This window comes from Acinetobacter sp. Li1LvA2, from assembly GCF_056156705.1.
Genome location: NZ_JBSICF010000007.1, coordinates 213,783 through 240,264 on the forward strand (window position 1 = coordinate 213,783; position 26,482 = coordinate 240,264).

Annotated in this window: 22 protein-coding genes and 1 other RNA gene; 8 read left to right on the forward strand and 15 right to left on the reverse strand. The window is 40.4% G+C overall.

The genetic code is table 11. From position 1 onward, the window contains the following. Window positions 1–8: 8 nt before the first annotated feature. From ACS604_RS14855 to ACS604_RS14895, 9 genes are all read right to left on the reverse strand, one after another. Complete coding sequence (locus ACS604_RS14855) at window positions 9–1,382, reverse strand: EH signature domain-containing protein (protein WP_474772093.1); 1,374 nt, start codon at window positions 1,380–1,382, stop codon at window positions 9–11. A 5-nt stretch (window positions 1,383–1,387) separates the two neighbouring features. Beyond that, window positions 1,388–2,119 carry a type I Zorya anti-phage system protein ZorB1 gene (gene zorB1, locus ACS604_RS14860; RefSeq protein WP_474772094.1) on the reverse strand — a complete coding sequence of 244 codons (732 nt, stop codon included), beginning with the start codon at window positions 2,117–2,119 and terminating at the stop codon, window positions 1,388–1,390. A gap of 18 nt (window positions 2,120–2,137) precedes the next feature. Beyond that, window positions 2,138–4,213 (reverse strand): anti-phage ZorAB system protein ZorA, encoded by a 2,076-nt coding sequence (gene zorA, locus ACS604_RS14865; RefSeq protein WP_474772096.1) that lies wholly within the window; start codon window positions 4,211–4,213, stop codon window positions 2,138–2,140. Window positions 4,214–4,315: 102 nt separating this feature from the next. After that, on the reverse strand, window positions 4,316–4,630 hold the full coding sequence (locus ACS604_RS14870; RefSeq protein WP_474772098.1) for a hypothetical protein: 315 nt from the start codon (window positions 4,628–4,630) through the stop codon (window positions 4,316–4,318). A 390-nt stretch (window positions 4,631–5,020) separates the two neighbouring features. Then, window positions 5,021–5,379, reverse strand: a transfer-messenger RNA (tmRNA) gene (ssrA, locus tag ACS604_RS14875). A gap of 162 nt (window positions 5,380–5,541) precedes the next feature. Continuing rightward, window positions 5,542–7,524 carry a gamma-glutamyltransferase gene (gene ggt / locus ACS604_RS14880; RefSeq protein ID WP_474772099.1) on the reverse strand — a complete coding sequence of 661 codons (1,983 nt, stop codon included), beginning with the start codon at window positions 7,522–7,524 and terminating at the stop codon, window positions 5,542–5,544. A gap of 303 nt (window positions 7,525–7,827) precedes the next feature. Further along, window positions 7,828–9,354, reverse strand: coding sequence for a DHA2 family efflux MFS transporter permease subunit (locus ACS604_RS14885; RefSeq protein WP_474772100.1), 1,527 nt, complete (start codon window positions 9,352–9,354; stop codon window positions 7,828–7,830). 6 nt (window positions 9,355–9,360) lie between these two features. Then, window positions 9,361–10,512 (reverse strand): EmrA/EmrK family multidrug efflux transporter periplasmic adaptor subunit, encoded by a 1,152-nt coding sequence (locus ACS604_RS14890; RefSeq protein ID WP_474772101.1) that lies wholly within the window; start codon window positions 10,510–10,512, stop codon window positions 9,361–9,363. Between the two features lie 268 nt (window positions 10,513–10,780). Beyond that, complete coding sequence (locus ACS604_RS14895; RefSeq protein ID WP_004641674.1) at window positions 10,781–11,278, reverse strand: thioesterase family protein; 498 nt, start codon at window positions 11,276–11,278, stop codon at window positions 10,781–10,783. 142 nt (window positions 11,279–11,420) lie between these two features. On the opposite strand from ACS604_RS14895, the gene hemB reads away from it, so the two are divergent. Further along, window positions 11,421–12,434 (forward strand): porphobilinogen synthase, encoded by a 1,014-nt coding sequence (hemB, locus tag ACS604_RS14900; RefSeq protein WP_474772122.1) that lies wholly within the window; start codon window positions 11,421–11,423, stop codon window positions 12,432–12,434. Between the two features lie 25 nt (window positions 12,435–12,459). Further along, the gene (locus ACS604_RS14905; protein ID WP_474772102.1) at window positions 12,460–13,575 is read left to right on the forward strand and encodes an NAD(P)/FAD-dependent oxidoreductase; all 1,116 of its coding nucleotides are present in this window, start codon (window positions 12,460–12,462) and stop codon (window positions 13,573–13,575) included. On the opposite strand, the gene ACS604_RS14910 is transcribed toward ACS604_RS14905, so the two are convergent. Together ACS604_RS14910 and ACS604_RS14915 are read right to left on the reverse strand one after the other, a co-directional pair. Further along, window positions 13,567–14,472 carry a TIGR01777 family oxidoreductase gene (locus ACS604_RS14910; RefSeq protein WP_474772103.1) on the reverse strand — a complete coding sequence of 302 codons (906 nt, stop codon included), beginning with the start codon at window positions 14,470–14,472 and terminating at the stop codon, window positions 13,567–13,569. The two genes, ACS604_RS14905 and ACS604_RS14910, sit on opposite strands and share 9 nt — an antisense overlap. Before the next feature lie 83 nt (window positions 14,473–14,555). Further along, window positions 14,556–15,008, reverse strand: a complete 453-nt coding sequence (locus ACS604_RS14915) for an ABZJ_00895 family protein (RefSeq protein WP_039756915.1) — start codon at window positions 15,006–15,008, stop codon at window positions 14,556–14,558. A gap of 380 nt (window positions 15,009–15,388) precedes the next feature. Here ACS604_RS14915 and ACS604_RS14920 point away from each other — a divergent pair, with 380 nt between their 5' ends. Further along, the gene (locus tag ACS604_RS14920; RefSeq protein ID WP_312821569.1) at window positions 15,389–15,766 is read left to right on the forward strand and encodes a VOC family protein; all 378 of its coding nucleotides are present in this window, start codon (window positions 15,389–15,391) and stop codon (window positions 15,764–15,766) included. A 67-nt stretch (window positions 15,767–15,833) separates the two neighbouring features. On the opposite strand, the gene ACS604_RS14925 is transcribed toward ACS604_RS14920, so the two are convergent. After that, complete coding sequence (locus ACS604_RS14925) at window positions 15,834–16,307, reverse strand: OsmC family protein (protein ID WP_474772104.1); 474 nt, start codon at window positions 16,305–16,307, stop codon at window positions 15,834–15,836. 164 nt (window positions 16,308–16,471) lie between these two features. On the opposite strand from ACS604_RS14925, the gene ACS604_RS14930 reads away from it, so the two are divergent. After that, window positions 16,472–17,740, forward strand: a complete 1,269-nt coding sequence (locus ACS604_RS14930; RefSeq protein ID WP_474772105.1) for an exonuclease SbcCD subunit D — start codon at window positions 16,472–16,474, stop codon at window positions 17,738–17,740. Between the two features lie 9 nt (window positions 17,741–17,749). Continuing rightward, the gene (locus ACS604_RS14935; protein ID WP_474772107.1) at window positions 17,750–21,346 is read left to right on the forward strand and encodes an SbcC/MukB-like Walker B domain-containing protein; all 3,597 of its coding nucleotides are present in this window, start codon (window positions 17,750–17,752) and stop codon (window positions 21,344–21,346) included. Between the two features lie 120 nt (window positions 21,347–21,466). On the opposite strand, the gene ACS604_RS14940 is transcribed toward ACS604_RS14935, so the two are convergent. After that, the gene (locus ACS604_RS14940) at window positions 21,467–22,309 is read right to left on the reverse strand and encodes an undecaprenyl-diphosphate phosphatase (RefSeq protein ID WP_443271493.1); all 843 of its coding nucleotides are present in this window, start codon (window positions 22,307–22,309) and stop codon (window positions 21,467–21,469) included. 107 nt (window positions 22,310–22,416) lie between these two features. Next, window positions 22,417–23,109, reverse strand: a complete 693-nt coding sequence (locus tag ACS604_RS14945) for a YggS family pyridoxal phosphate-dependent enzyme (RefSeq protein WP_474772108.1) — start codon at window positions 23,107–23,109, stop codon at window positions 22,417–22,419. A gap of 126 nt (window positions 23,110–23,235) precedes the next feature. On the opposite strand from ACS604_RS14945, the gene ACS604_RS14950 reads away from it, so the two are divergent. After that, window positions 23,236–24,273 (forward strand): type IV pilus twitching motility protein PilT, encoded by a 1,038-nt coding sequence (locus ACS604_RS14950; protein WP_003653239.1) that lies wholly within the window; start codon window positions 23,236–23,238, stop codon window positions 24,271–24,273. A 19-nt stretch (window positions 24,274–24,292) separates the two neighbouring features. Further along, entirely contained in the window at window positions 24,293–25,411 is a 1,119-nt protein-coding gene (locus ACS604_RS14955; RefSeq protein ID WP_004794117.1) for a PilT/PilU family type 4a pilus ATPase, read from the forward strand. Between the two features lie 69 nt (window positions 25,412–25,480). Here ACS604_RS14955 and fur read toward each other — a convergent pair whose 3' ends face one another. Further along, window positions 25,481–25,918 (reverse strand): ferric iron uptake transcriptional regulator, encoded by a 438-nt coding sequence (gene fur / locus ACS604_RS14960; RefSeq protein WP_004794120.1) that lies wholly within the window; start codon window positions 25,916–25,918, stop codon window positions 25,481–25,483. Between the two features lie 111 nt (window positions 25,919–26,029). Between fur and ACS604_RS14965 the strand changes: the two genes are divergently transcribed. Next, complete coding sequence (locus tag ACS604_RS14965) at window positions 26,030–26,428, forward strand: outer membrane protein assembly factor BamE (RefSeq protein WP_003653245.1); 399 nt, start codon at window positions 26,030–26,032, stop codon at window positions 26,426–26,428. Window positions 26,429–26,482 lie beyond the last annotated feature (54 nt).

A 26,482-nucleotide genomic window follows, 5' to 3' on the forward strand; every position in this document is an offset into this window, starting at 1 on the left:
TTCAAAAGTTAATCTGGATAAATTCCTAGTTCTTTTAATCGTCTGTCGAAAGTGTTCTCCCAAGCCCCATTATGGGATATATAAAAATCTGCTTTTGCAGTAGATTTTAGATCAGTAATATTTACAACTTGAAGGTCCGATTTAGAAGTTTTGTAAGGAAGTCTTCTATAAAAATAAGTAGCATTATTTAATTCTGAAAACTCAACTATATAATAACCACCAATCTTAATCATAAATGCATTAGCTGCTGAACTTTTACCAACAATTTTCTTGAATCTTCCTTGATTTTTTCTCTTGAATTCTTCTTGCTGTCTTGTCGCATGAAAAATTGCGTCTTCATTTAGAAATATTTCGGAAAGAGAAACTTGTTTAATAAAACGCATCCAATAATTGAATCTACGTGTTTCTGCACCGTAGCTAAAGACTTTAAAAAATGCTTCTAAATCTGCTCTTACAAACCATTGGATAACCATAAATTTAGTATCAGCATTAACATTATTCCATCCAGCAGATGAATCGTATTGTGGATTTCCCCACTGATTCAAAGCTAAATGCTTTAAAAAATCATTTACAATTTCCCGCTTTGAAGTCCTAGCGTATCTTTCTAATAAAGCAATAAGAATGTCAGTAGTATATAAAACATTCTGTTCAGCTACTTTTAAGAAGCGAGGAATAATATTAAAATAATCAACTTCATTCATTATTTTGATAGCTTGAATAGAACTCTTAATTAAATCATCCCAAAACCAACTATTAGAGGATATTTTTAAACTTTCTAGATCATTTTGAATACCGCTAGAATCTTGGTCATATATAAATCTATGAACAAATATTTTAGTAGGTGAGTCTGATAAAATTTCAGAATAATCTATAAGTGTATTCATCCATTTTTTTGGTCGCTTTAAATCTTTATAAACATTCGATTTATGTAGATTAAGTATTTCTCTTAATTGAACCCAAATTGTAGGCCTATCTTTTATATCATTATCATCCAAAGCGAAATAGCTATATAACAAAGGAAAATAAACCAATCCTATAAGATCAATCTCTGCTTGTTGAAAATGATGAATAATCCTTTTGCCAATTTCACTAAAAATTAGTCTTTTTTGTGTACCAGGAATAATTTTACTTAAAGCCCAAGCTAAATTTTTCCACTCTCTTCGTGTCAATAACTGAAAACCTGAGTACTCTAATTTAGAAATCGTCCTAAAAATTTTTTCATCTAAAGGAATCGAATTTTCTAAATCATCAAATCTTTGTTCAAGAACGTAAAGTGTTTTAATCAGTTTCTGGGGTTTTACAAATTTTGAATTTGTATAAGCTTCAGTAGAAGAATCACTGAGCTTTTGTTCTAAGCGTATTCTTAAATTTTCTATACTCATACTTATCACCTCGCCAATTGGCAAGTTTCAACAGGAGCTGAAACAAAATGAGGTTGAGGTTCTGAGGTCTCTTTCTCTTTTAAGCCATAAAATTGCATTCTAAGCTCCACACGACGTGAAGCTTCTTTACTATCTTTAGCTGAATTAAAAGACACTCCCCCAGCAAGAAACAATTGTTTCACTTGATTTTTTTGTTGTTCAGTCAAGGATAGACCCAAACTAAATTTTGGATCAAGTAAACTGCACATCACCCATTCCGAACGACGTAAGCTCAAATTTAAATTATATAAATAAGAACCATCTGTATCTGTAAAGCCTTCAATCACAATTTGCTTAAACCACTTTTCACCTTGTGGATTATTCGCCTCTTCAAGAATAATCGGCACGATTGTATTAAGTCGATTTCGTCCTACTTCATTTAACCGATAATCATTATGCGAAAAACGTCCAGCTTCACCAAAATTTATTCGATTATTTTTACAATCTACTTCAATACCTGCGTCTTTCAACTTCGCACTATGCTTGATACTTTGGCAAATATTTAAAATTTCTGCACTTCGTTGATCTTCAGCTTGAGTAGCTTCATTAATTTTTTTCGTCACAATCATAAGCGATACAGCCATAACCACGAGGAAAAGAGTCATTAGGGCTGTCATTAAATCTGCAAATGAAATCCAGAATGGTTTTTCACCTTCATCTTTAGGCCGTGCCTTTTTAGAGTACCGATTACCTATCATGATTCATGTACTCCAAATTTAGCTTCTCTTTTGTCTAACGAGATCCTCTAGATCCTCGACAAAACTACCCAATCCTTCAACCCCACTCGAAAGGCGCTTAACAGCTTGGTCAAGCGTATTATCATAAATCCCAAGGGAATGGTTAAGACTCGTTTCCACAGAAGCCCCAAAACTCTCAAAACTTTTAACTAGTACATCACTAACTTGTTCAAGATAATCCTGAATCTCTTTTTTCACTTGATTTAATGCGGTTGTCATTTGATTCATATCATCTAGCATTTTCGTGCTCATGCCCGCTTCAGATTGAGCCTGTTGAATTAGACCTTCAAGAGCCCCAATCGCCTTATTAACAGCATCCTGTGAGTTCTTATAATCACCCAATAAAGAAAGAAGATTGTTGCTTGCACTAGTTAAATGAGTAGAAGTAGCAATTACTTCTGAGATAAGTTGTGATGTCTTATCTGTAACGCTAATCAATGAAGTACCTGCACTATTAAATTGTTCTGAAGCTAGACGTATTTTTTCTGCGCCATTGTTCATCCCTGCAATACTCTCAGTGGTCACGTGTGTAAGTTTCTGAATATTATCTTTATAGGCATCAACAGCATTTTGGCTATGTACAATTAATTCTTTAATTTCTGTACCCAAATTATTAATTAAAGTCGAAGAATGCTCATGTAGTTTCTGCTGATTATCTGCAATGACTTGATCTTGTTCTATACGTTGTTTAGCAATATCAGCCATTACTCTGGACATAGTTCCACCCATATGCCCAATAAGTTCAGAAACCTTACCATTTAATTGATCTATTGCATGTTGACCTTGTTCACCAATTTTTTCTGCCCCTTTCGATAAATGATCTACCATTGAATTCATTTGCTCAGCCATTGCATTTTGCTTTGACTGAATATCTTCAATCATTTTAGTCATCTGAGTTTCTAAATTTTTTGCACTACTTTCACTATTTACTTTCATATCTGTAAGTAACTGAGTAAAACCAAGTTGCATTTCTTTCATGGCAGATACTGATTGAGTCATCATCTCACTCATACCAGTCATTTGAGAACCAAATGTAGATTCTAACTTTGTCATGAAAGCTGTAAGCACATCTGTCATTAATTCCTGCACAGCAGAGCTTTGATCTCCACTCACCTGCTGTACACTGGAGGCAATTTTTTCTAATGGGGCTTGTAAGTTATCCGAAATGGACTGACCTATCTGATCTGCCATGTCTTTACTAGTCTTGCTATAACTTTCAGTTAATTGTGCAGTAAACGCTAGCTGATTCTTTTTATTTTCATCAATTAGGTTAGTCATCATAGTTTTTAAATCATTAACTAGACTATCTTTTAATTGACGAGCATTAGTTTCATTTGCTTGTGATGATTTTAACAATTGAGATAAATATTCTTCACTTGTTTCATCAGGTTCAAACTTCAAATCTATGGCTGTCGTAAGCTGTTCTAATTTCTCATAGCACTCTCTTAACCAAAACTTCTCTTTCCATGTAATTAGCATAGCGATTAAAATTGCTAACCCAGAAGCCATGAATGCTTCACCTACCCCACCTAACAGTAGAGCAAGACTACTTTGTACCTTCGCAGGATCGCCAGCAGGATCAAATGCGAGCAAGCCAAATAAAAGACCTAAAAATGTTGCAATAATACCTACACCAGTAATAATTCCTGGAATATGTTTATAAAAATCAACTTTTAGTGGTGTATCTATAATTGCTATTTGAGAGAAAAACATGTCACTTGAGACCGTCGACCTTGATGAAATTATCTGAAATTCACCGTCAACTTCTTCTCTAATATCGTGTAAAGAGTTTTTATAATTTTCCCACGCATGTTTAAGAGTAGAATTCCCAGACAAAAGACTGTTTAGTGAATTTTTACTTTCTTGAAATTTCGTCCCTTCATTGACATTTTTAATAATGTCATCAAGCTCTTTAGCTAAGCGTTTGGCAGGGATCCAGTATTCTTTTACGAAGAAAAACATCACTACTGAAACGAAGATTGTCATTGCTATTGGAATGACATAGAAACCTTGTAAAAACTCTGCAATAGCTAAAAAACTCACTACATTCCCCATAATATTTTTTATAAATTAAAACTAGAAAATTATACCAAACAAATCACCATATATATCTCTTCCTCACTATATTTAAAGTGAAGAAGAAATATGCTGTAAAATCTAACTAAAGTGTAAAGATAACTTTTCTAAGATTTCTAGTTTAGCTTGATCAAGTAAATCTGGATTAGTTTTAATACTTAAGGATTCTCGTGCTTTATTTCCTAAAAAATACGCAATTCTTTCAGCATTTGCGCCAGATGGATGTGGTAATCCAAACAATACCTGCTGGTCTTGTAATAATTCCTGCTGAATTAAATACTCAAAAACTTGGCTAACTTTAGGGCCAAGAGGAATATAAATTGCTTTCGGTAATTGGAGAATTTCTTCCATTAAATAAGCATCAATCATTTCACGTAACAATGGGTGTTTCAGCATATTAGGTGTTGACCCACTATAGTCTTTACCATTAATAAATACGGGATACTTTAATACTGATGTTGTATGAACTAAATGAGCATCTCTATCAAAAACTTGCAGTAGTTATAGTTCCAACGGACTTAAGCCACCATTTTCTCAAAGGTCTGTAAGTATAATTACAATAATAGCATGAGGCGTCTAAGTATCTACTGGATGGGCTTTTATATATTTAAGAAATTCAAGCATCTCACTTTCTAATAATGAAGCCAATTTTTTAACATTCTTATTATCAAATCACTTTTCAGCAACTTCTTTTTAAAAGATCGGATCATATGCGTTTAGATGATGTCGGATATACAGCTAATAAAAAAGCCCTGAAACTTACGTTTCAGGGCTCTTCACGAATCTTGGTGGAGATGGCGGGAGTTGAACCCGCGTCCGCCAGCATTACGCTCGAGAATACTACATGCTTAGATATCGTCTATTGTTTTAACACCTTGTGACCCGACGAACAGGGTACAAGTTGCGATCCTCTAAGTTTGGTATAAAGCCCCGAGGCTTGACTCTATACGGACTTGTGTGCGTGCGCTACGGTCGGGTTCCTAAACCACAAGTATTCTAGGAAGCGGACAAACTGCCCTTAGGCAGCTAGAGCGTAAGTTTCGTCGTTTGCGACTAAAATATGCAAATTTGATTTACGAGAGAAAATGCGCTCTCGGCATGCATCTATGAGTTTCATCACCAGCGTCGAAGCCAATAACATCCCCATGAATGTCTGAACATCATAGCATAACTAAAATAAAATACTGTGCATTTTATCAACAGTCCGCTACTGATGAACATATTTACATAATTGAGTGCCTTTTGTTTTTTTCAAGGCCTACAAAAAAAAAGCTGCCATAAATGACAGCTTTTTTTTAAAGTTCGGTCTATAAAGCACCATTGCCTAACACAATACCTTCACGGCGGGGGTCTACCCCACCTGCGTATTTACTTTGATTATTAATATTTACTTTCATAATCGTAGAAATACCGCTGGTTTGCGCAGTGTTGGCAACGCCATGCCCTTTTGCTTTTAAGCCTTCAATCAAATCAAGCAAAGAAAGCTGTACATTCGAGCTATCCACATTGGTATTTGGACTATTGGTTGCACCGAAGTTAACAAGCGAAGTGGCCTGCTGTGCATTTAAGTTCCAGTCCAGTGCACCCACCAAAGTTTTAACTACATATTGAATGATGGTACCGCCACCTGGTGAACCTGTTGCCATATAAAACTCATCTGGCGTGGTGCCTTTAAACACTAAAGTTGGCGCCATGGTACTCCGTGGGCGTTTGCCACCTTCCACACGGTTGGCAACCAGTGCTCCCGTGCTGTCTAGCGGGTTGGCGCTAAAGTCAGTCAACTGGTTAGACAGCAAGAAACCATCCACCATGTGGAATGACCCCATGCTCGATTCAACAGTCGATGTCATTGAAACCACATTGCCATAGGCATCTACAATCGTGAACTGAGTTGTACCATGTTCAACAGTTGTATCGACACCCGAAGCTGGGTTGAAATTGCCTGCTGGCGCAACGCCCATACTTTGGTTCGGGTTAATTAGTGCTGCACGTTGTTTTAAGTAGTTTTTATCAATAAAGCTTGCAATACCCTGCGCTGGTAAAGCGACAAAGTCAGTATCTGCCACATATTTATCGCGGTCGGCGTAGGCCAAACGTTCTGCCTCAGACACTAAATGCACGCCCATCACATCGGGTACACCACCCTCATTTTCAGGGTTCTTAGGTGTGTAAAGAGACATATCAAAGTTTTCTAAAATACCCAGCGTTTGCGCAACTGCAATCCCGCCCGAAGATGGAGGCGGCATGGTACAAACATAGTAACGATCACGATACGTCGTACAAATCGGGTCACGTTTTTTTACCTGATAGTTCGATAAATCCTGCAAGGTCATTAAGCTTGGAGTAATTGGAGTTTTTGCTGGGTCATCCCCAAATGGTTGTGCAGCTTTTTCTACAATCGCTTGAGCAATTGGGCCCGTGTGCAGTGCATTTGCCCCTTGTGAAGCAAGTGCTTCTAGGGTTTTTGCATAGGCTTTATTGGTCATGATTTCACCGACTTTACGTGGTGAACCATCTGTGTAGAAATAGGTCGCCATTGCATTTGCATCGAGCGCTAAGCTGTTTGCATTACTTGCAATTGCATCTGCCAAACGGCCCGGAATGCGGAAACCGTTGTCAGCTAAACCAATGGCCTCACCAAAAAGCTGTTTCCATTCAAGTTTGCCATGTTCTTGTTGTGCTTGTTCAAGCAAACGCATCACGCCCGGCACACCAATCGAGCGACCACTACGGCGGGCACTTGGGACAGGTGCTGGTGAATTTGGGTCATATATATCTTGGCGAATTAAATAATATTCGTTGGCTGCGGCTGGTGCTGTTTCACGGCCATCATAAGCAGTAACTTTTTTGGTTTGGGCATCGTAGTACATCATAAAGCCACTACCCGCAATGGTGCTCGATTGTGGCTCGACTAAACCTAGCACTGCTTGTACCGCAACCGCCGCATCGACGGCACTACCGCCTGCTCTTAAAACATCACAACCCGCTTTTACCGCAAGTGGTGTATTTGCCACCACCATATATTTATCTGCGTATTTAACCGTATTACCGAGTCGATAACCCGACGCACCCTCAGGCGCTGCTGGGTCACCATTTTGGTTTGAACCGACCACCACGTTTGAACCGTCTTGTGCCAATTTGCTACAACTGGTGGGGTCATTATCAACAATTAAATTGGGCGGAGTCGTATTTGAATCATCCTTGGGTTGATCTGAAGAATCGTCTCCACATCCTTGTAATAAACCGACTGCTAATAAACTACTAAACAAAAATGAATATTTTATATTCACGTGATAACTCCAATATATACGCTTGCCTATCCATGCAATTGCCATGCAAGCTTGTTTGTTTTCAGGTATTAAGTTTTTTTAATCTTTGATAAAAATAAGGTTTTATAATATTGAATGTTTGAGGGCGTTTTTCCTGTGCCCTGTCTTAAGCCTCCTTGCTTGATATCACACGCTTTTATATCTGATCTGCCCGATTCTGGCATGCTTTATTTAGTCAAATACAGGCAAAATCTACCATTTATAGACTCGCTTTATTTTTTAATAGATCTAAAAAAAGCACCTCCGAAGAGATGCTTTTTGTGTTTAGTGTGATGGCATTCCGCTGACATCTCCTTTGGGTTTTGGACACAGCCAAATGACCAGCCCCGCAAAAACAAACACCATCGCAAATAGCAAAAATACATGGTTTGCCGACATGGTAATCGCTTCTTTATCGACAAGGTTTGAAATAATCCCTAAGGTTGAGTCAGCCGAAAAACCATTTTGTGCAAGGTTATTTTGAACTTCGGCAGTATTTAGGTTTGATACCATTTCACTGCGTGCAACTTTGGCGTGGTCGTCCCACACAGTCACTGCAATTGAAGCACCAATCGCCCCTGCCATGGTTCTTAAAAAGTTCATGAGGCCCGCAGCAGATGCAATCTCTTGCTGGAGTACCGAACCAAGTGCAATATTCGACAGTGGAATAAAGAAGAACGGTACAGCAAAACCTTGTAGGATTTGTGGCCAAGCCAGTGCCATAAAGTCGGCATCTGTGGTCCAGAATGCCCGCATTAAGGTCACACCACCCAGCAAAATCAAACCGAAACTCGCTAGTGCTCGTGGGTCATGTTTGGTCGAAAGCTTTGCCACAATTGGTGACATGGTCAAACTACCAAAGCCCATGGTTGCGGTTAAATAGCCGGCCCATGTAGCAGTGTAGGAAAGGTTCATTTGCAGCCACTGCGGAATCAGTACAATGCTACCAAAGAACGCACCAAAGCCGAGTGATAAGGCCAGTACCGAAATTGCAAAGCCCCTATGCCTAAAGACTTTGACATCTACGACGGGATGCTTGTCGGTCAGCTCCCATATGAGGAACACCACAAAACCAATGGCGGCAGTTAAGCCTAACACCACAATGCTGGTGCTATTAAACCAGTCTCGTTCGTGCCCTAAATCGAGCATGAGCTGTAGCGCACCAATCCACAAAATTAACAAACCTAAACCGACGGTATCGATTCTTAAAGAAATCGTTTCTGTTTCGGCTGGTTTAAGCAAACGGATTGCCGCTAAAACACAAACAATGCCGACCGGTATGTTAATAAAGAAAATCCAGTGCCAAGACAGGTTGTCACTAATCAGACCACCCAAAATTGGTCCTAAAATTGGCCCAACGACGGTCGTCATTGCCCATAGGCCCATGGCCTGTGCATGCTTTTCTTTAGGGAAAATACGCATCAGCAATGTTTGGCTGAGTGGCATGAGTGGGCCACCGCATAGACCTTGTCCAATACGGAAAAACACCAACATGCCTAACGAGTTTGCTAGCCCGCACAAAAACGAAAAAATGGTAAAACCAATCAGGCCGAAAATAAAAACCCGAACGGTACCAAAGCGGCCCGCCAGCCAACCTGTTAAAGGTACACAAATCGCTTCTGCAACTGCATAGGACGTAACAACCCATGTGCCTTGTGTACTTGAAACAGCAAGGTTACCAGTAATGTGCGGTACAGATACGTTGGCAATGGTCGTATCGAGCACGACCATAAAGTTCGACAAGGCAATAACAAACGCTGCCAGTATTAAACGGCCACCGCTTAGTTCGGCAAAAGGTGTTTGCGTTTTCATAAGCGTTTACTTCGCAGATAAGTCGACTTTTGCTTCCATCGACAAGCCAACACGCAGTGGGTGTTCAGCAAGTTCTTTCGGGTCAAGTGCAATACGCACTGGTAAGCGTTGAACCACTTTAATCCAGTTACCTGTTGCATTTTGAGCCGGAATTAAGGCAAAGGCAGAGCCTGTACCACCAGAAAAGCCCATCACTTTGCCGTGATATTCAACGTCGTCGCCATATAAATCTGAAGTAAGTGTGACGATTTGACCCGGACGGACTTTTTTCAACTGACTTTCTTTAAAGTTCGCATCTACATATAAATCGTTGAGCGGCACAATCATCATCATGCTGGTGCCCGGTGCAACACGTTGTCCGACTTGAATATTACGACGTGTGACCACACCATCAACTGGCGCACGAATCACAGTACGTTCTAAATCAAGCTGAGCTTGTTCAACATGTGCTTGGGCAACTTGTACATCAGGTGTTGAAACTTCATTTACACCCTGAATTAAAGCCTCGTTCGCAGCTAAAGTACTTTCAGCAGCTTTACGGCTTGAAGATGCTTGCGCTAAACCTGCTTTAGCAAGCTCTAGCCCTGCTTTGGCCGTTTCTACAGCACTTTGTGCCTTAGTGAGTTCTTCTTTAGACACTGCACCAGAAGCGGCAAGTTGCGCACGGCGATTCAGCTCTAAAGCAGCTCTGTCGTAGTCGGCTTGCGCTTGAGCAACCTGTGCTTTAGCGCTGTTAATTTCGTCGGCACGAACCACAACTTGAGAGTTTAAAGAGCTACTGTTTGCCGCAGTTTGTTTGTATTGGCGTTTTGCTTTGGCGAGTTCTGCCTCAGCTTGAGCCAGTGCAATTTTGGCATCACGATCATCAATACGAACCAGCACGTCACCACGATGTACTGTTTGGGTATCTTTTACCACAACCTGAGCGACCTGCCCGCTTACCATTGAAGTGATTTGAGCCGTTTCTGCACCGACATAGGCATTATCCGTACTCACGGAATGATTTAAAAATAATGCCCAGATTGCATATAAAATAGCGGCGATCAATAAAATCAGCGCAAAAAAACCAAGAAATTTTTTGCGCTTGTTTTGATTGTTGTCATCCGAGGCAGATGTTGTTGGCACTGTTTCTTGTACATTGCTTTGTGCATCAGTCATGGTATGTTCCTAAAGATGGGTTGGCTTTGCCATCAATCTCGCACTACACCTTGTTATAGAGTTTTTATTTTTCTATAAACAAGACATACCGCATTGTCAAAGGAGCTAATTTTAACGCTAAAACCTCATGATATGAGAATAAAAAATGATAACTAATGCGTTCGTTCTAATTAAATTAATGTTTATCTCAAAGTTTTTGTGAAAATTCCTGCTTTTCAAACACTAAAAAAAGCGCACTTGGCGCTTTTTAACTACTTAAATGAGCAATTTAATAGGCGTATGAAGCAATACCCGCAGCAATTGCTTTGCCTTCATCATTGACCATGGTCATGCGCATGGTACAGCCCTTGCGACCTAAACGCAGAACTTCGGCACGTGCAATAAAGTATTTACCACGCCCCGGCGCCAAATAATCTACACGCATGTCGACAGTTGCCAAACGCGATACTTGCTTAATGGTCTCGGTTAAAGTTTCCGGCGTTGAACGGCGATATAAGTGTTCCATTGCCACAATACCACCAATGCTATCGAGCAAGGTTGCAGCAACGCCACCATGCAAAATCTGAAATGCCAGATTACCAATCAGGTCGGGTTGCATCTCGATATAGCCTTCAATCTGCCCGTCCACCACACGCATAATCATTCCACTATGCTTAAAAAAAGGAGAGCTATTAAACGCCTTACATAATTGCTTAAGAACTACATTCAGGTCAGTTTTTGCACCTAAATGAATGCTCCCAGTCCAATTTTTCTTTTCATCACTCATACGTTGCCTAAATTTAAAAGCATGATAAACACCCATAATTTTGTACAAATCCAGCATTATGGGGCTACAATACAGCAGTCGGTTGACAGTAATGGAATATCCGCCAACCTATCCTAGTGTAATACCGAACATCGAGATTGTTATGACTTATACGTTCAATCGTCCTGCATTTCCAGCCACTCGCATGCGCCGTATTCGTAAAAATGACCAGTTGCGTGCGATGGTCAGCGAAACACAGCTCACTACCAATCACTTGATTTATCCAGTATTTGTATTACCGGGACAAAATCAGACCCAAGATATTCCAAGTATGCCAAACATTCAGCGTTTGTCGGCAGATTTGTTACTGAAAAAAGCTGAAAGACTTCTGGAATTGGGTGTATCAAAACTGGCTCTTTTTCCAGTTACTCCTCAAGAAGATAAAAGCCTCACCGCAGAAGCTGCATGGCGTGAAGATGGTTTAGTACAAACCACTTGCCGTTTGCTTAAAAAAGAATTACCAGAAATGGTGTTAATTACTGATGGTGCCCTCGACCCATACACGACTCATGGTCAAGATGGCATTATTGATGAAACTGGCTATGTGCTGAATGACGAGACTGTAGAATGCTTGATTAAACAAGCCTTAAGTCACGCAGAAGCAGGTGCCGAAGTAATTGCACCAAGTGACATGATGGATGGCCGTATTGGCGCGATTCGTCAGGCTTTAGAAGCCAATGGTCACATCTATACCAACATCATGGCTTACTCTGCAAAATATGCATCTAGCTTCTATGGCCCGTTCCGTGATGCTGTTGGCTCTGCATCCAACCTAAAAGGTGGTAATAAATGTAACTACCAGATGGACTTTGCCAACCGTGCCGAAGCGTTACATGAAATCGCGCTTGATATTCAAGAAGGCGCCGACATGGTGATTGTAAAACCAGGCATGCCATATCTGGATGTGGTACGTGAAGTGAAAGATACCTTTGGTGTTCCAACATTCATTTATCAAGTGAGTGGTGAATATGCGATGTTAGCTGGCGCAATTCAAAATGGCTGGTTATCAGACTCAGTCATTTTAGAATCACTCATGTGCTGCCGCCGCGCAGGTGCAGACGGGATCTGGACTTACTTTGCAGAAACCGCTGCCGAAAAACTCAAGGAAATGAACTAAGTTCGCAGAGAAAGGATAACACTGCATGCATATTGCAATCATTGGCGCGGGCATAAGTGGATTAATGTCTGCGCTGGAGTTGGTTGAACAAGGCTGCACAGTCAGCATTTTTGATCAACAACAAGCGGGTCAAGCAGCCTCTTGGGCTGGCGGAGGTATTCTCTCTCCGATGTATCCGTGGCGCTATGTGCATGCAGTGAACCAACTTACTCAATTTGGTAAAGCCTCTTATCAAGCATGGAACCAAAAACTCTCCCCTGTTACAGGCATTGATTTTGAAATTCATGACACAGGCATGCTCATTTTTGATGAAGAAGATTTTGACGTTGGAATGTCCTACGCCGAGCAACATCAAGAACCGATGCAGCGCTGTGAATATTTACAGCGAGATGCGCTAGAACAAGTAAACCCGCATATCTCCGATCAGTTTCAAGAAGCGATTTATTTCCCTGAACTGTCTAATATCCGCAACCCGCGTGTATTACAGTCCCTGATTAGCTATTTAAAACAACATCCAAATGTTGAGTTTTTCGAACACGCTGCTGTTAAAAAACTGATTCAACAAGGTGATGTGATACAAGCCCTACAAACCGAAGATGGTCGCAAACATACAGCAGACCATTTTGTAATAACTTCGGGCGCTTGGAGCCATTACTGGAACTCACAATTACAACTCGAAATTCCAGTCGAACCTGTTCAAGGCCAAATGTTGTTATTTAAAACCCCTGCTCACTGGCTACCGACCATGTGCATGAATCGAGTGATGTATTTGATTCCACGTATGGACGGTCATATCGTGTGTGGTTCTAGCATGGCGCATCGTGGTTTTGATACTTCTACCGACGAAACTACGCAGCACAATATTTTAGAAGCATGTTTAGAAATGGTGCCTGAACTGGCCGATTTCCCGATTGTACATCGCTGGGCAGGGCTCAGACCAAGCTCACCAAATGGTGTTCCATACATTGGCAAAATGCCTGAAATGGATAACCTCTGGGCAAACTTTGGTCATTTTAGAAATGGGTTATGTATGGGTGCAGGCTCTGCACAATTGCTCCGTCAGCTTATGCTGGGTCAACCGACATTAGTTGATGCCAAAGCATATTCTCCAGAGCGTTTGCAAAATAAAATCTTAGCCTGACGCCACTATATTCTCTAAAGCCATTTTTAACTGAGGATAAGCAAACTCAAATCCTTCAGCTTGTAAGGCTGCGGGTTTAACGTATTGGCCATTTAAGATCAATTGCGACTGTTCCCCTAACAAACAGCGAAAAACAGTGCTAGGCGCTGACAATATTGGTTTCTTATTGAGTACCGCAGCAGCTTGCTCAACAAAAGTTTGTTGAGTCACATTTTCTGGTGCGACCACATTATGGATTTGAGCAGATTGAGGGTACTTAAATATAAACTCGATGGCGCTTAATACATCTTCAATGTGTACCCAAACCACAGGCTGACGCCCGTGACCAATTTGACCGACCAAATTGAGTCGAATCGGAAGTAACATTTTAGGCAAGATGCCACCACCTTGCCCAAACACCACACCTAAACGAATAATTTTAGTATTTTGCTGAGGATCTGCTAAAGCTGCATGCTCCCACTCTTGGCAAAGCTGAGACATAAAAATAGGCTGTGGCGAGCTTTGTTCGGTGCACACCTCTGCCCACTTTTCTTGATCATCAATCCCGTAATAACCAATCGCAGAACCAGAGACAATCACTTCTGGAAAAATTTCAGACTGCTTGAGCCATGCATACAGTTTTCGGGTCGTGTTTACTCGGCTTTCAATGAGTTGTTTTTTACGTGACTCGGTCCAGCGTTTTTCGCCAATATTTGCACCTGCCAAATTCACCACATAGTCAATTTGACGGGTCGTAATATCTTCAAACTTTTGCACCCACTGTAAGGCAGGATGGTCAGATTTCTTCCCAGCCTGCCGTGTCACAGCAATCACGTTATAATTTTTTTGCAGCAGGAACTTAATTAAATGTGTTCCGATAAAACCACTGGCACCCGTGATTAATACATTCTTATTCATATTTCCTCCAAAACCGAGGACACAAGTTTTATTTAATTATATAAGACTCATTTATATTTAATCGTATGAGTTTTCGTAGTGATCTATTGCACGTTAAACATTTTGTCAGCCATTCGCTGTGCCTGTTTGCCGTAAAACCAGTAGGTAATTAAATAAAGCGGGATAGCTAACATTAAAAGCATAATCACCATAATGCTCAAGAACTGAGGCTGTTTGAGGTAAAGCATAAAGTTCTGCAAAATCTCAGGGTCTTTTCTAGCAAATAAAAACAGGCCAAATAAAACACCACATAAGTTATAGCCCCAAAAAATCAGGGTAAAACCTAAAGTAAATTTCTTTTTTTCTTGTACAGTCGGTGCACGGCGTTCTTTCTTTAAAAATTTAAATAAGACAAAAATCATTGCGCCTAAATATGGAACGGCTGTTAAAATACCGCCTACACTCGCTGGTAATAGTGCTGCAACCACACCTACAATTAAGGTAAGCACGATGCATAAACCAAAAAACCAGAGAAAGTAAGAACGTAATTTGGTCATATTTTTGCCTAATTTATGGGTTCAAAAAATAATTATAAATTTTTTTCGATTTTTTTTCATTTTTCTGTCAACCAATTCGAATCTCTTGTCGTTATATAGGGTAATAAGGTCGCAGCAACCGAATACTTCCTTTGCACGGCATCCGCAAAATTGTTTCGGTGACCTTTCATTACGACGCTTTTCTTCCTTCAGATTAGGTTTTGTTAGCAGCCGAAACCCTTGATGAAGTTTTTGACCGACGATTCTCTCATCACTCGAATCGTCGGTTTTTATTTTCTAGCACTTTCATTTATTTTACGCTCAGCATACACAATAGTCCTTTCGTGGCTATAAAGGCTATGCGTATACTTTTTGCACCATAAAAATATGTTTTAAATAATATGAACAACATTGCCTATTTTGAAATCCAGTCTTCAAACCCTGCCCGCGATGCGCAGTTTTATCAAGCTGTGTTTGGCTGGCAATTTAAACTTGATGAAAATTTACCGATTGAATATTACCGTATCGAAACGCCGTCACTCATGGGTGGACTTTTAAAACGTCCGGCTCAAACCCCACCCATGGAATATGGTACCAATGCATTTACCTGTTCGGTTCAAGTAGAAAACTTTGATGAAGTTGCTGCCAAAATTTTAGCGCAAGGTGGTATTGTCGCAATGGATAAATTTGCAATTCCAGGCCGCGCTTGGCATGGTTATTTTGTCGATTTAGACCATAACGTTTTTGGTATTTTTCAAGTCGATGAAAATGCAGCTTAAATAGCTTATTTAACAATTTTATTAATTTATAGCCACCCCCTTTTAAATGGTGGCTATTTCATATTGGTTATTCGGTAAAGCTAAAGCTGGCTTCACATGTAATTGGGAAATTTACTGAATTGGCAATCATACATTCATGATGAGCCTCTTCATGTAATTTTGCCGCAAGCTCTTGGTCGGCACCTTTTTCTAAAATAACTTCTGGTCTTAAAATAATTTGGGTAAAGTGACCACGTTTAACTGGATCTGTATCTTCCATAAAGCCAAGTGCTTTATCGACATAACTCAGCACATGAATATGGTTGACAGCACACAGGTGTAAATACCAAAGCTTATGACAAGCTGAAGCAGATGCGACCAATAAATCTTCTGGGTTCCATCTGGTCACATCACCTAAATAGGCAGGGTCTGATGAACCTTGAATTGTGGCTTTTTGAGGATGCTGAATACTAAAGTCTCGTTTATATGAACGATAAGATGAAGTGCCTGTACCTGTATTGCCTTCCCACTGTATTTTTACTTCGTATTTATGAATAGTCATTTTGTTCTCAGAGTTTATGATTTGACCTGATAGTAACAAAGCAGTATTTAAAGTGAAAAAAATAATTTAAGTTCTAGTGCAGGCTTAAATAACGAGCACTTTAAAATGTCTTGATAAAATCTCCCACCAATTTATGCTAACGTATCTGTGTTTATTTTGGCTTGATGTCTGTTTCTATGTCCGTACATTTTCTACATACTTCTGACTGGCATTTGGGGCAGTTTTTTTATAATCATTCACGACACTATGAACACCAACAATTTTTAAGCTGGTTGCTCACTCAAATCCAAGAAAAACAACCGCATGCACTGCTCATTGCCGGCGATATTTTTGATGTCATTAACCCAGGTTCTCAGGCACAAAAACAACTCTACCAATTTTTAGCAGATGCGCATCGCATTGCACCGCACATGCAAACCCTGATGATTGCGGGTAACCATGACTCAGGTTACCGTATTGAACAGGTCGAACCTCTTTTAGAAAAATACAATGCAAAAACAGTGGGCGTGGTTCGCTGGAATGAAGATAAAACTTTAGATCTCGATCGACTACTTTTACCTATTTATAATCAAAATCAGGATATTGTGGCGTGGTGCCTTGCCCTACCTTTTTTACGCTCAGCCGAAATTACGGGCTTTAATGAACATACCACCAATAGTAAAAATGCGATTGCCTATTTGCACCAGCAGCTTATTGCGGAAGCCAAACGTCGTAAAACACCAGACCAAGCCCTAATTTTGATGTCGCATGCGCACATGCAAGGTGGAGAAACATCCGACTCTGAACGCCCAATCATTATTGGTAACGAAGAGGCACTTTCAACAACTTTATTTGAAGATGCTGTCGACTATGTCGCTTTAGGGCACTTACATAAACCACAAAAAGTAGGCCAGCCGCATATCCGTTATAGCGGCTCGCCCATTCCGCTTTCTTTTAGTGAAATTAATTATAAGCACCAAGTGGTTGAGGTCAAAATTGACCCGACTCAAGAGGCAGACAGTCGTTTGCAATTTGAAGCTGTAGAGATTCCACGTTGCATACAATTGCACCGCATTCGTGGTGAATTAAACGAGGTGCTACAACAACTCAAAGTGTTACCCCACGGTATGATTGAAAATATTGACCACCGTGAATATGTCGATATTGAATATTATAGCTTAACGCCGCCGCAGCCCAATTTACGTCAGCAGTTTGAAGCAGCCCTACCGCCTGATCGCTATCGTTTAGTACGTATTTCACGTCAATATGTGAATAAAGACACTACCGACTCAAATACCGCTCAACACATTGCACTCGAACCACCTACCCCAGAAAAGCTGTTTCAGAATATTTGGGAAAAACAAGGTTACAACGCCGATGATGCGGTCTTAAAAGATTTTCTGAGTCTGGTACAAGAAGCACAAAAAAATCTTGAAAATGATGCAACCCCTTAAGGATATGTCATGAAAATTTTATCCATCCGAATAAAAAATCTGGCATCTCTTTCTGATGAACACTTTATTGATTTTGAAAGCGCACCCCTCGCCCATGCAGGTCTGATTGCAATTGTGGGAAAAACGGGTGCAGGTAAATCAACTATTTTAGATGCCATGTGCCTAGCTTTGTTTAATCGGGTTCCACGCCTGAAAGACAGCGATGGTAAATTAAAAGATGTTGATGGTTCAGAGTTACTGACCAATTCACCACTCACTGTCTTACGCCGTGGTACAGGACATGGTTTTGCTGAGCTTTGCTTTATCGCACAAGATCAAAAACGCTATTTGGCACGCTGGGAAATTAAACGTGCACGTGAAAACCCAAATGGCAAATTACAAAGTGTGCAGCGCCATTTAAAATGCTTGACCGATGGTGTCGTACTTGCCGACAAAGCCAAAGCGGTTGATGAAAAAGTTAAACAAATTACCCAGCTTTCTTTTGAACAATTTACGCGTGCCGTATTACTTGCTCAGTCAGAAGTGACCGCATTTTTAAAAGCACGAGACAGCGAACGTGGTGAGTTACTCGAGTACCTAACCAACTCCAGCATTTTTGCCAAAATTGGTGAACTGGCTTTTCGTAAAACAGCAGATATTGCAAAGCAACGTAAACAGCTTGAAGAGTTCTTAGGCCATATCGAAATTTTGTCTGATGAAGAGATTGCTGCATTTACCAAGCAATATCAGCAAGCCGAGCAAAACCATCAACAGTTAGAACAACAAAAAAATGTCTTAGATAAACAGCAACAATGGTTTGAGCGCAAAGCGAAACTTGCCCAAGAAGTTCAAGCTAAACAGCAACAGTTTCAAACCCAGCAAAATCACCATCAGCAACTTGCCCCTGAACGTGAGCAATTACAACGGCTCGAAGTTTTCTCTGAAATACGCCAGCAGGTTTTTCAACAATCTCAAAATTTACAAACGCTACAACAACTTGAGCCGCATATTCAGCAAGCACAAACCAAGTTTAATGAGTTGGTGCAAGTGTTCGAAACGGGTCAAAAACAATATCAACTTGCAGAACAGCAGCTCAAACAGACGCTCGATTTTGAGCAACAGCATCAACAAGCTTTAAATCAAGTTCGACAGTCCATTCAAGAACGTGCCTTTATTGCCGATGAATATAAAAAGTGCAAAGAAAAGAAAAATGTATTTGAGCAAAAACTCGGTCCATTGCAACAGCAGCAAAACACTGTGCAACAGCATATTGCACAGCTTCAACAAGACCAAGTTCATCTACAACAGCAGCTTACCCAGACTCAGCAATACGCTGTATTAGACAAAGGCCTCTCAGCACATCTACATCAGCTCGGGCAGTTTATTCAAAACTATGAAGCGATTGAACAACAGCTTGGCAATCCTAGCCTTGCCCGCCCAAAGGTAACGGAAGCTAAAAGTGAACTTGAACAACTGACAGCTTCACTCGGCACAGTTGAACAAATTGAGTTAAAGCTTGAACAGCAACGTAAAGACAAAGAACAAAAGCTTGCTCAAATCACTCAGCTAGATCTTACTCAACAGAAAGTTAAAATTTATCATGAGTTATATGCTGAGCTTCAGCAATTCACTGAAAAACAAACTCAAGTCTCAGCCCAAGAACAGCAACTTAAAACCGTTTGCCAGTTAGCTGAACAAGACTACCAAACAGCAAAAACTGAACGTGAAAAATTACAGCAGATCCTGCAACAGCAGCGTTTATTACACACCGAAAATATTGAGCAGTTACGAGCCAATCTTAAAGATGGTGAAGCTTGTTTAGTTTGTGGAAGTACACATCATCCCTATCGTGTTGATGACAGTGCAGTCTCTAAAGCTTTATTCGATTTGCAGCAACAACAAGAGCAACAGGCAGTAGCACTAGAGCAAATTAAATTTAACACATGGCAAACCCAACAACATTCGCTCACCCAGTGTAGTGCCGAGCTTGAACAGGTTCAGAAATACCTAGCTCAACTGCAAGTAAAACAGACGAACTTACAGCAAGAACTTGAGCAGCAGTTTAGTCTCAATCACTTACATATTGAGCTTAATCAAGCTCCTGAACAAATTTTGCAAACGCTTAACGAACTCAGACAAGCAGCACAAACTGCAATAAGTTCATTTGACTCAGAAAACGTGCGTTTAGCCCAAGCGATTAAACAACACAATCAGCTCGTTCAATCTATTCAGCGTAATGAAAGTTTGCTTAATACAGCACAGCAATGGCAACAACAAGTTCAACATATTGTTGAGTGTTTATCGGAAACTGAACAGCAAGCGTGGCAGCAGTCGAGTAGCCAAACGGCTAAGCAGACTTGGACTATTCTTGATGCACGCGCCAAGCAACTTGAACAACAAGAACAGCTTGCACAGCGTTTTGAACAGCAGCAACAAGAACTTAAAATGCTGGCTGCCAACCTTGAACAAATGACCAAACAAATTGATGAGGTCGATCAAAATCTTCGAGAGATTACGCTTAAAGGCCAACAAAATAATGAAAAAGCGGTGTCGCTCATTCAACAAATGACAGGCCGTGCTGACATTAAACCCCACGAATGGTTAATTGAGCACGATGCTAAACGTCAGCAGCAACAAACCGCATATCATGAAGCTAAACAGCGTTTCGAACAAACTAGACAGCACTTTGAGCAGCAGAAACAATCGCTCGATCAGCTCAAGCATCAACATCAACACACCTCGCAACATCAACAGCAGGTTGATGAGCAAATTCAAAACTGGTTAAAAGTGCATGCTGATTTTCAAGCCTCTGATCTTACGGCGCTCATGCAAATTAATTCAACTCAAGAGCAAGATATTCGTAATCGTCTTAATCATGCCGAACGTTTATTAAGTGAAGCTTCTTCTGCACTTAAGACCATGCAAGAGCAATTAAGCGAGCACTTACAAACTCAGCCAGATATTGAATATGAAAAGCTTGTTAGTCTCATTCAAGACAATATTGCAGAGCTCAAAGCACAGCTTGAAGTACGTGATCGACTGAAGCTTAAGCTTGAAGTACATCAGCAAAACCTTGCGAAGCAGCAACAATACGCTGAGCAAATTCAAAATATTCAGCAAGAAGAGCATCGTTGGAGCAAAATTTCAGGTCTGATTGGGGATGCTAAAGGTAAAGAGTTTCGTGACTATGCCCAGCAATATCACCTAGATATTTTAGTTGAACATGCCAATCAGCAACTGGCGATGCTTTCTCAACGCTATACGCTAAAACGCCTAGATCAGTCTTTAAGCCTTGCGATTATTGACCACGATATGGATGGGGAAACCCGCTCCGTTGCATCTTTATCTGGCGGTGAGTCGTTCTTAACTGCCCTTGCCTTGTCTTTAGCCATTGCCAATATGGCCTCGGGTTCAATGAAAATTGAATCGCTGTTTATTGATGAAGGTTTTGGCACTTTAGATGCCTCATCTTTGCATATGGTTATGAATGCTTTAGATCAATTGCAAAATCAGGGTCGTCAGGTCATTCTCATTTCACACATTCAAGAAATGCACGAGCGTATTCCTGTACAAATTCAGGTGAAACCTCTTGGTGCGGGTGCAAGTACGATTGAAGTTGTAGGCTAATTTATTAGGATTTCATATCTTAGACTTGATTGAATCTTATATAACAAAGGGGCGTATGTTCTACGCCCCTTTTTCTTGTATGGTCTTGTACTAATTTTTTATTTTTAAAACATCAAAAAATTAATTCACGCAGAGTACGACGATTGCGAAGCCAATACAGTACATACCGAACAAATGCCAGCGCCCATGTTCTAACCATGAAGACAACCATTTTAGCGCTAAAAGACCAGCACCAAAGCTAAAGCACATGCCCAATAAGCTTGGAACCATCGAATGGAACACTTGTCCATGCGCCACGGTTTGTAAACCTTGAGCGTGAATTAAACGATATAACTCTTTTAAAATTACTGCTGGTGTTAGTACCACAGCCAGTGCAAAACTGAACTCTTCAGCCTTTTGGCGCGATACACCTAAAAATAAACCTGTAGAGATCGTTGCACCAGAACGTGAAAAGCCACGGAAAGGTAAACATAAAGCCTGCACCGCCCCAATAATAGAAGCACTACGCAAACTGATTTCACCTTGTTGTCCGCGGTCTAAGCGCGAAGATAAAATAATCAGAACACCTGCCGAAATTAACGCAGCTGCCATAAGTTTTGAGTTACTAAACAAATGCTCAATTTCGAAACTGCTCGCTCCACCAAAGAACACATGTTTAATCAGAGATTGAAGCGCTAAGCCAAGCACACCTGTAATTAGGGTTGCCAAAATAATATAGAAGGCTTGTTTTTTAAAACTTTCCCAAGAAGAAAAATAGGTTTTTTTCCAAGATTTCCAAAAGTAGACAATCACTGCAAACATCGTACCCGTATGTAACATCACAAGTAAGAAAGTCATATCAGGTGCAGATGGATCATACCCCATTAACTTTTCAGCTAAGATAACGTGTGCGGAACTAGAAACTGGCAATAATTCAGCAAAACCCTGAATGATCGCCAGAATAAAAACATGCAATAAATCCATACATTACACACTCAAATATTAAAATATTTGGGTTATAAGCTAGGAAAATTAAATTTAAATTAACAAATTACAGTTACCCGACAAAACGTTGAGCTAAATTGTAAAAGTCATTTTTTCTCAACTGTATCGCGCTTTCCAAATAAAGCCGTTCCTACACGTACCATGGTTGAACCTGCAGCAATTGCAGCGTCTAAATCACCTGACATTCCCATGCTTAATGTGTCCCATTGTTCTGGGTGGGCATGTTTTGCTTTCACAGCATTAAACAAGGCTTTAGCATCTGCAAAAGCAGCAGTATTTTCTGGTGCTGGAATCACCATCAAGCCGCGTAATTTAATTTTTGCTAACTGGCTAATTTGAGCAACCAACTCGGCAACCTCATCTGGTGTACAGCCATCTTTACTGTCTTGCCCATCAATATTCACTTGCAAACAAATATTCAAGTCAGATTGATCTTGAAGTCTTTGATTAGATAATCGCTCAGCAATAATCAAACGATCTACACCATGCACCCAATCAAACTTTTCTGCCAAATGTTTAGTCTTGTTGCGCTGAACATGACCAATAAAATGCCATTCAATTTCTAAATCTTGTAAAGCTTCGATTTTTTCTAAAGCTTCCTGTAAATAGTTTTCACCAAATGCTCTTTGCCCTGCTGCATACATTTCACGCAAACTTTCACTCGGATGTGTTTTTGATACGGCTAAAAGTTGCACAGTTTCAGGCGCACGCTGAGCATGTTCACAAGCAACTCTGATTTGCTGTAATACGTGCTGCCGCGCATCTTGCAGGTAATTCATTGACAAGGTTCTCATTTTCAAAAAACTTTTTTGCTTTTCACCTAAAGCGAGGTGTTGGTAAGCCTCGGTGAAAGCCGTATATTATTCTACAAAATAATGACATATTTTGATTTACTTGGGGAAATTATGGATATTACAGAGCTACTCGCCTTCTCTGTGAAAAATGGCGCGTCCGATTTACATTTATCTGCTGGCATGCCACCAATGATTCGCGTTGATGGTGAAGTCCGTCGCATTAACTTACCGGCTCTAGATCATAAAGATGTTCACCGTCTGGTCTATGACATCATGAATGATAAACAACGCCGAGACTACGAAGAAAAGCTTGAAACCGACTTTTCTTTTGAAGTGCCAAATGTTGCTCGTTTCCGTGTTAACGCATTTAACCAAAACCGCGGTGCTGGTGCAGTATTTCGTACCATTCCATCTAAAGTACTTACTATGGAAGATTTAGGCTTAGGTCAAATCTTTAAAGATATTTGCGACTATCCACGTGGGATTGTATTAGTCACTGGCCCAACAGGTTCGGGTAAATCTACGACGCTTGCAGCGATGATGGACTATATCAACGAAAATCGTTATGACCATATTTTAACGGTTGAAGACCCTATCGAATTTGTACATCAGTCGAAGAAATGTTTGATTAACCAGCGTGAAGTACATCGTGATACACATGGCTTTAACGAAGCACTACGCTCGGCACTGCGTGAAGACCCTGATATTATTTTGGTCGGTGAGATGCGTGACCTTGAAACCATCCGTTTAGCACTTACTGCTGCCGAAACGGGTCACTTGGTGTTTGGTACACTCCATACGACTTCTGCTGCAAAAACCATTGACCGTGTGATTGACGTATTCCCTGCCGAAGAAAAAGACATGGTTCGTGCCATGTTGTCAGAATCTTTACAGGCTGTTATTTCGCAAACCCTGCTTAAAAAGAACGGCGGAGGGCGTGTCGCAGCACATGAAATTATGATTGGTATTCCTGCCATTCGTAACTTAATTCGTGAAAACAAAGTCGCCCAAATGTATTCATCAATTCAGACTGGGGCAAATCATGGCATGACGACACTCGACCAAAGCTTAAAAGGTTTAGTTTCTCGTGGAGTGATTAGTCCACAAACGGCTCGTACTGCTGCAAAACAGCCTGAATCATTCCTATAAAAATAATTAGAGAATAAATATGGATTTTAATGACTTACTCAACCTCATGGTTGAAAAAAAATCATCCGATCTTTTTATTACCGATGGCGTTGCGCCATCGATGAAGATTAACGGACAAATTGTTCCAATTTCAAAAAATAGTCTTTCAGGCGATGTTATTGGTCAACTCTTACATTCCATCATGAGCGAAAAGCAACGCAAAGAATTTGCGGACACTCGTGAATGTAACTTTGCCATTATGAACCGTGATAAAACTGCCCGCTTTCGTGTGAGTGCTTTTCAGCAGCGTGACATGCCAGGCATGGTACTACGTCGAATTGAAACTAAAATTCCTTCAATTGATGACTTGCAGTTACCACCTGTTCTTAAAGATTTATCAATGACCAAACGCGGCATAATTATTTTTGTTGGTGCGACAGGTACAGGTAAATCGACGTCTTTGGCTTCAATGATTAGCTATCGGAACCACAACACTAAAGGTCATATCATTACCATTGAAGACCCAATCGAGTTTATTCACGAACATGCGGGCTGCATCATTACCCAACGTGAAGTCGGAATCGATACCGACTCATTTGAAATTGCCTTAAAAAATACTTTGCGACAAGCACCAGATGTCATCTTGATTGGTGAGATTCGATCTCGTGAAGTAATGGACTACGCGATTGGCTTTGCTGAAACAGGTCACCTTGTATTGGCCACAATGCACGCCAACAACGCTAACCAAGCACTCGACCGTATTATTCACTTCTTTGAAAGTGACCGCCACAGTCAGCTCTACATGGACTTATCTCTTAACTTAAAGGCCATGATTGCTCAGCAACTTATTCCAACGCCTGATGGCAAATCTCGCCGCGCCGCAATTGAAATTTTAATTAACTCACCATTAATTTCAGATTACATTCGTAAAGGTGAAATTCATGAAATTAAAGATTTAATGAAACGCTCACGTGAACTTGGTATGCAAACCTTTGACCAAGCATTGTTTGATCTCTATAAAGCAGGCCAAATTACCTATAAAGATGCATTAAAACATGCCGACTCACCAAATGATTTACGTTTGACGATTAAGCTTGCTGAAGAAGGACCTGATCAAATTGCAGGCACAAATCAGCATTTAACTTTCGACCGACAGTAATTTCCTCATAAAAAAAGGAAGGTTAAACGTAACCTTCCTTTTTTATTTGTTTTCTTTGTGTGAAAACGATTATTTCTTGCGCAGAACTTCCTGACATTCAGGTTCGTTACAGTAACCGTAGAGGTTTAATGAGTGACCCGTTAAGGTAAACCCATGTTGGTCTGCTACAGCATGCTGTTCCTTCTCGATAACATCATTAGTAAATTCAATAACTTTGTTGCAATTATGGCAAACCAAATGATCGTGATGATCTTCTTGCATAATTTCGAAAACAGAATGATTATTTTCGAAATGATGACGCTGAATGATACCTGCAGCTTCAAATTGTGTTAACACACGGTAAACTGTCGCAAGACCGACATCTTCCCCTTGTTCTAACAAAGTCTTGTAAATATCTTCAGCACTAAGATGATGTTGCTTTGAATTTTCTAATAATTCCAAAATCTTAATTCGTGGAAGGGTAACTTTAAGTCCAGCTTTGCGCAAATCTTGATTGGAAATAGGCATGAAAAAAGGTCTCTCAACAAATCTCAAGTTGGAATAGGCAATAGAATTTAGATGAAGTATGATCTATCCTTTGATCAAATGCATCATAATTTATTGGGATAGTGTAGCAAAATGCAAAAACTCGTGCTGACGTTATTAGTCACTTCACTCCTTGCTGGTTGTTCAATCTTTGGTGTATATAAGGTTGATATTCCTCAAGGGACTCCTTTGACCAAAGCTCAGGCCTCTCAAGTACAAGTCGGCATGAATTTCCAGCAAGTGCGTTTTTTGCTTGGTAGTCCAACTGTGACTGATCCCCTCAATCCTCAGCGTTGGGACTACATTTACAACTATATCCCGGGAACTTATGCTAAAAAGGCAAAAATCCCCGCAGCACATGGTCAGCATTTAAAAATTTACTTTGATGGCACTGGCACAGTAACTAAAATTGAAGGTTTAGAAACTATTCCAGAATCGCAACCAGGTTTACCTGCTTCTAAAGAAGCGATTTTAACTGCCCCACCACTATAATCGTTTTTTCTAATAAAAATAAACCCCTCAAGTGAAATACTTCGAGGGGTTTTA

What these genes read in the sequence shown, in the direction of transcription:
- ACS604_RS14965 (WP_003653245.1), top strand. Translation starts at nt 26,030, where the DNA reads ATGCAAAAACTCGTGCTGACGTTATTAGTCACTTCACTCCTTGCTGGT.
- fur (WP_004794120.1), bottom strand. Translation starts at nt 25,918, where the DNA reads ATGCCTATTTCCAATCAAGATTTGCGCAAAGCTGGACTTAAAGTTACC.
- ACS604_RS14945 (WP_474772108.1), bottom strand. Translation starts at nt 23,109, where the DNA reads ATGAATTACCTGCAAGATGCGCGGCAGCACGTATTACAGCAAATCAGA.
- ACS604_RS14885 (WP_474772100.1), bottom strand. Translation starts at nt 9,354, where the DNA reads ATGAAAACGCAAACACCTTTTGCCGAACTAAGCGGTGGCCGTTTAATA.
- ACS604_RS14940 (WP_443271493.1), bottom strand. Translation starts at nt 22,309, where the DNA reads ATGGATTTATTGCATGTTTTTATTCTGGCGATCATTCAGGGTTTTGCT.
- ACS604_RS14895 (WP_004641674.1), bottom strand. Translation starts at nt 11,278, where the DNA reads ATGAGTGATGAAAAGAAAAATTGGACTGGGAGCATTCATTTAGGTGCA.
- ACS604_RS14950 (WP_003653239.1), top strand. Translation starts at nt 23,236, where the DNA reads ATGGATATTACAGAGCTACTCGCCTTCTCTGTGAAAAATGGCGCGTCC.
- ACS604_RS14920 (WP_312821569.1), top strand. Translation starts at nt 15,389, where the DNA reads ATGAACAACATTGCCTATTTTGAAATCCAGTCTTCAAACCCTGCCCGC.
- ACS604_RS14935 (WP_474772107.1), top strand. Translation starts at nt 17,750, where the DNA reads ATGAAAATTTTATCCATCCGAATAAAAAATCTGGCATCTCTTTCTGAT.
- ACS604_RS14910 (WP_474772103.1), bottom strand. Translation starts at nt 14,472, where the DNA reads ATGAATAAGAATGTATTAATCACGGGTGCCAGTGGTTTTATCGGAACA.
- ACS604_RS14925 (WP_474772104.1), bottom strand. Translation starts at nt 16,307, where the DNA reads ATGACTATTCATAAATACGAAGTAAAAATACAGTGGGAAGGCAATACA.
- ACS604_RS14890 (WP_474772101.1), bottom strand. Translation starts at nt 10,512, where the DNA reads ATGACTGATGCACAAAGCAATGTACAAGAAACAGTGCCAACAACATCT.
- ACS604_RS14955 (WP_004794117.1), top strand. Translation starts at nt 24,293, where the DNA reads ATGGATTTTAATGACTTACTCAACCTCATGGTTGAAAAAAAATCATCC.
- zorA (WP_474772096.1), bottom strand. Translation starts at nt 4,213, where the DNA reads ATGGGGAATGTAGTGAGTTTTTTAGCTATTGCAGAGTTTTTACAAGGT.
- ACS604_RS14905 (WP_474772102.1), top strand. Translation starts at nt 12,460, where the DNA reads ATGCATATTGCAATCATTGGCGCGGGCATAAGTGGATTAATGTCTGCG.
- ACS604_RS14915 (WP_039756915.1), bottom strand. Translation starts at nt 15,008, where the DNA reads ATGACCAAATTACGTTCTTACTTTCTCTGGTTTTTTGGTTTATGCATC.
- ACS604_RS14870 (WP_474772098.1), bottom strand. Translation starts at nt 4,630, where the DNA reads ATGCTGAAACACCCATTGTTACGTGAAATGATTGATGCTTATTTAATG.
- hemB (WP_474772122.1), top strand. Translation starts at nt 11,421, where the DNA reads ATGACTTATACGTTCAATCGTCCTGCATTTCCAGCCACTCGCATGCGC.
- zorB1 (WP_474772094.1), bottom strand. Translation starts at nt 2,119, where the DNA reads ATGATAGGTAATCGGTACTCTAAAAAGGCACGGCCTAAAGATGAAGGT.
- ACS604_RS14930 (WP_474772105.1), top strand. Translation starts at nt 16,472, where the DNA reads ATGTCTGTTTCTATGTCCGTACATTTTCTACATACTTCTGACTGGCAT.
- ACS604_RS14855 (WP_474772093.1), bottom strand. Translation starts at nt 1,382, where the DNA reads ATGAGTATAGAAAATTTAAGAATACGCTTAGAACAAAAGCTCAGTGAT.